Raw genomic sequence first — 4,419 nt, forward strand, 5'->3', positions numbered from 1 at the left:
CCCGGGGCGGAAACGCTGCAGCACGTACAGGGGGGCTCCCCGGACCAGGTCCCCGATTCCCGGGGCGTCCTCCAGTCCATGGATGCCCGGCACCAGGGTGGTCCGAAATTCGAAGGGGATGTTCGAGCCGAGGAGGAGGGAGATGCTTTTTTCCACAAGGGAAAGATCTCCGTTCCATCCCGAGGCCAGGGGGTATTTCTCCCTGGAGGCTTTGATGTCCATTGCGGCGTAGTCTGCCAGATTCCGGTCAAGGATGTGCTCCAGCACACCGGGGCGGGCGCCGTTGGTGTCGATCTTGATCTTCAGCCCGAGGGAACGAAGATCCCCGAGAAAGGAAATGAGCCCCTCCTGGATCGTCGGCTCCCCGCCGGTGATGCAGACGCCGTCGAGAAAGTTCTTCCGCCTCTCAAGGTCGCCGAGGATGTCCCGCCATTCGAAGGAATCGCCTCCCATCCCGGGGATGACCAGTTCCGGGTTGTGGCAGAACGGGCAGCGGAAAGGGCAGCCCCTGAAAAAAACCACCGCCGCGGCCGACCCGGGATAATCGAGAAAACTCGTCTGGATGTATCCTCCTATGGAGACAGGGTTCATGGCCCTTCCCCTCCTTTTCCGCTCCATGATACCACCCCTTCGGGAAGAGAGAAATCTCCGCCGGAAAGAAAAAGTATTATAATATAACGTTACAGGCGGAAGCGTCGGCCTGTAACGATTCCCCCGCCCGGTGCGGCGGCAGAGAGAGCACGGAGAGGAGAAACGGCAATGGGGCACCCGATCAGTCCCCTTTCGGGAAGAGGCGGCACCGCCGGGAGGATTCCGGCGGAAAGAGAAGAGAGAGGCTCCAGAAGCCCCGCAAGAGGTGCTGCCGGGACTCTTTTTCTTTTGTTCGCCTGCGCCGTGGTCCTGTATCTCCTCTTTCATCCCCATCAGGGCCTCTCTCCGTCCGGGGCGCTGCAGATCGCCAAAAGCTCCAGGGATCTTTCTCCTCTTCTGAGCAACGAGGAATTCATCAAGACCTACGAGGATGCGGCCAACGCTCCGGAAACCATAGGGTGGCTGGTGGACCGGACCCGGGCGGGCGGCTTCCTTGTATCCTACATCTATCTCGACGGGAAGGGCGATTTCAAGGGATGGTTTTTCGAGGTCCCGGCAGGGAGCGGCGTGGCAAGAAGGGTCACCCGGTCCATGGGGGAGCATTACGCCGCCCTGATTGACGACCGGTTCGAGAGAAGCACTCCGGATGTTTCCGAAAAGGACAGGGTCACCCGGTGGGTGAAGGAAGCAAAGGCCCCATCCGGCGACGGCACCGTTGTGGAGGCGATTTCCAGGGAGGTCGGCAGGACCGGGGTCAGGAAAGAGTACGGCTGGATGGCCCACCCTCTCGGAAACGGAAAATGGCTGGTCGGCTTCGTGTACGAACCGGCAGGGGCGGGAGACGGCGAAAAGAGAGGCTGGGTCTTTCAGGTCAACACCAGGGAGATACCTCCTCTTCCCGGGAGAGGGCTTCCCCTTGGAACGGGGTCGGTGGATGATCTCCTCCGCCTTTTCGGAGGCATGGGGGAGGCGCCCCTGCCTCCGCTGTCCATACCGGCTGACGGAACGGATTATATCCCTCTCCGGTCTTTTCTCGAGTCCACCCTCCGGCGCTTCGGCGGTTCTCCTTCGGAGGCAAGGGATCGGTTGGGCGAGCCTGGGGCAGTGAGGCGCAGGTCCGTCAGGCAGCCTTCACATCCCGTGGAGGGAAAGCCGGTTCTCACCATGATGTGGCCCGGACTTTCCCTGGACTTTTCCGGGGTGCCCGGCAGCGAGCGCCTGGTGGCTGCCGTGGTGAAGGGGGGGGATCACCCTTTCGGTCCTGATCCGGGAATTCGCGTGGGGGATCCCTTTGTCAGGGTGTCGGAACTTCTCGGACAGCCGGACGGCAAAAGTTCACAATCGATGGTCTATACCGGCCGGGACGTTTCCTGCGATCTCATTTTCAACCTGAGGAAGGACGGCCGGATCGCCGGAATGTTCTTCTCCGTCGCGGCGGAATGAGCCGAAGACGGACAATTTCAAGGAGGTTCCCATGTCCCTGTTGCTGAGGCTGCTGCTGAAGGCGGCGCCGCTCCTTCTGTTCCTTCTCCTGTCCCGGGCTGTCCGGGACCTCTTCCGGTCCTACCAGGCGGGGGAAAGAGCCTATGACCGGCCCCCCCATGGAGGATCAGGGCCGGGTGCATCCGCGGCCGGCCGGAATTCCCGGAGGGACCCCTACAGCGTCCTTGGCTGCTCACCCTCCGCGACGGACGGAGAGATAAAAAAAAGGTACCGGGAGCTTCTCGGGAAATATCATCCCGACAAGTTCATCGGCCAGGATCTGGACGCCGACTTTGTGGATCTGGCGTCAAAAAAGTTCCAGGAGATCCAGGAAGCCTACGATGCAATCCGGTCACGGAGAGGATTCTGACGCTATGGAACCTAAATCCGCGGCTTTTCCTGGCAGAGGGAGTGTCGCTGGGCATAAGGTGAATTCGCCCCGCCAGGGGCGAAGAGATCATCCCCTGGGGGACAGCGCCCGGGCCGAGAAACCGACAAGGATGTCGGTTTCACAGGCAGGCAACCGGCGAACGCAGGGAGCCGAGTTGATCGCCTGGGCAGTTGTCAAGGACGACAATCTGCACCGGCGGCCCAAGCGAGCACCGGTGACGCTCCCCGCTGCCTGCGGATTTAGGTGGAAGCATCTGAGGTTATTTTTCATAATAATCTTATAAGAGAGCTTCATTTTCGTTTCGTTCAGTGGTACGGCCCATGGTACAATGACCCCGTCCGGCGACGGTGCCGGACAAAAATTTCCGTCCCCGGCCCGAGGGAGAAGGAGAGTCGCCATGTCAACTCTGGAGTTCTACAAGGATCCCGATAGCTTCTCTTCCATAAAGTCCCAGGCGCGAACCACCATTGAGACCGCGTTTTACGGAAACAACGTGGTTCCCGTCGCCAATCTCCGCGAAGCGTACGATCTTGCCCGGACCAGTCCCGGAACAGTGGAGCTTACGGGCATGCCGGTGTACCGTCCCGAAGGGCAGGGACTGCCTTCCGGGAGCAACGTCCTGCTGATGAACGACGGTTCCGTGGTGGGCCGGTGCGCCGCCGCACGGAAGATTGTGGGGGAACCGGGGGTGAATATGGGAGAACTTGCGCCCGTTCTCAGGGAGGCGGTGTATGGAAGCCGGTTCCGCACCTTTTACGCGGCCGAGGCCTATATCGGCCTCGAAAAAGATTTCATGGTCAAGGCCCATCTCCTCGCCCCGAAAAACCACGAGAACCTGGTGTACAACTGGATGCTGAACTTCCAGTACCTGAACAAAACCTATATCGACATGTACAGGGAATCCCGGGCGCTTCCCGACGGCGACATCTTCATGTTCGCCGATCCCGACTGGACGAGCCCCGAGTACCCCCTCGGCCTTGCCTTTTTCGATCCCGTCCACAACTGTGCCGCCGTCCTCGGCATGCGCTATTTCGGCGAGCTGAAAAAGGGAACCCTCACCCTCGCCTGGGGCACCGCCGTGCGGAACGGCTTTGCATCCTGCCACGGGGGACTGAAGCGGTACAACTTGAAAAGCGGACGGTCCTTCGTCTCCGCCGTGTTCGGCCTCTCCGGCTCGGGAAAGTCCACCCTGACCCACGCCCGCCACGGGGGGAAGTATGATATCACCGTCCTCCACGATGACGCCTTCATCATCAACGTGAAGGAAAAGTATGCTATAGCCCTGGAGCCTTCCTACTTCGACAAGGTTCAGGATTATCCCATGGGGTGCGAGGACAACAAGTTCATCATCTCCCTGCAGAACTGCGGCGTGACCAGGGGAGAGGACGGGCTGCTCTATCCCGTGACCGAGGACCTGCGGAACGGAAACGGCAGGGCCATCAAGTCGAAGCTCTGGTCGCCCGTGCGGGTGGACCGCATCGACGAGCCCATCAACGCCGTCTTCTGGCTAATGAAGGACCAGTCCCTGCCGCCTGTCCTTCGGCTCAAGGGACCCGACCTCGCCGCCGTCATGGGGGCCACCCTGGCCACCAAGCGGACCACCGCCGAGCGGCTCGCCCCGGGCATCGACCCCAATGCGCTGGTGATCGAGTGCTATGCCAACCCCTTCCGGACCTATCCCCTCGCCCTCGATTACGAACGATTCCGGACCCTCTTCCGGGACGGGGTGGACTGCTATATCCTCAACACGGGAGATTTCATGGGAAAGAAGGTCACTCCCGCCGACACCCTGGGGATCCTCGAGGCCATCATCGAGGAGAAGGCCCGTTTCGTTCCCTTCGGTCCCTTCAGCGACATGGAGACCCTCGAGCTCGAGCGTTTTCCCGTGGATTTTTCGGACGAAAAGTACAGGCGGGAGTTCTTCGCCCGGTTCAGGGACCGTCTCGCTTTCGTGA

Annotated in this window: 4 protein-coding genes; 3 read left to right on the forward strand and 1 reads right to left on the reverse strand. The window is 60.8% G+C overall.

What is annotated here, in order from left to right; all coding sequences use genetic code 11:
- The coding region (locus tag JMJ95_RS00490) for an anaerobic ribonucleoside-triphosphate reductase activating protein (RefSeq protein ID WP_290681073.1) at window positions 1-618 on the reverse strand (618 nt) is incomplete at its 3' end.
- A gap of 141 nt (window positions 619-759) precedes the next feature.
- Between JMJ95_RS00490 and JMJ95_RS00495 the strand changes: the two genes are divergently transcribed.
- The 3 genes from JMJ95_RS00495 to JMJ95_RS00505 form a co-directional block, all read left to right on the forward strand.
- Window positions 760-2,034 (forward strand): hypothetical protein, encoded by a 1,275-nt coding sequence (locus JMJ95_RS00495; RefSeq protein ID WP_290681076.1) that lies wholly within the window; start codon window positions 760-762, stop codon window positions 2,032-2,034.
- A 31-nt stretch (window positions 2,035-2,065) separates the two neighbouring features.
- Entirely contained in the window at window positions 2,066-2,443 is a 378-nt protein-coding gene (locus JMJ95_RS00500) for a DnaJ domain-containing protein (protein WP_290681077.1), read from the forward strand.
- A 418-nt stretch (window positions 2,444-2,861) separates the two neighbouring features.
- Window positions 2,862-4,419, forward strand: a 1,558-nt coding sequence (locus JMJ95_RS00505) for a phosphoenolpyruvate carboxykinase (ATP) (protein ID WP_290681078.1), incomplete at its 3' end; no start/stop codon positions are given.

Origin of the sequence: Aminivibrio sp. (assembly GCF_016756745.1) — a bacterium.
Classification (GTDB): Bacteria; Synergistota; Synergistia; order Synergistales; family Aminobacteriaceae; genus Aminivibrio.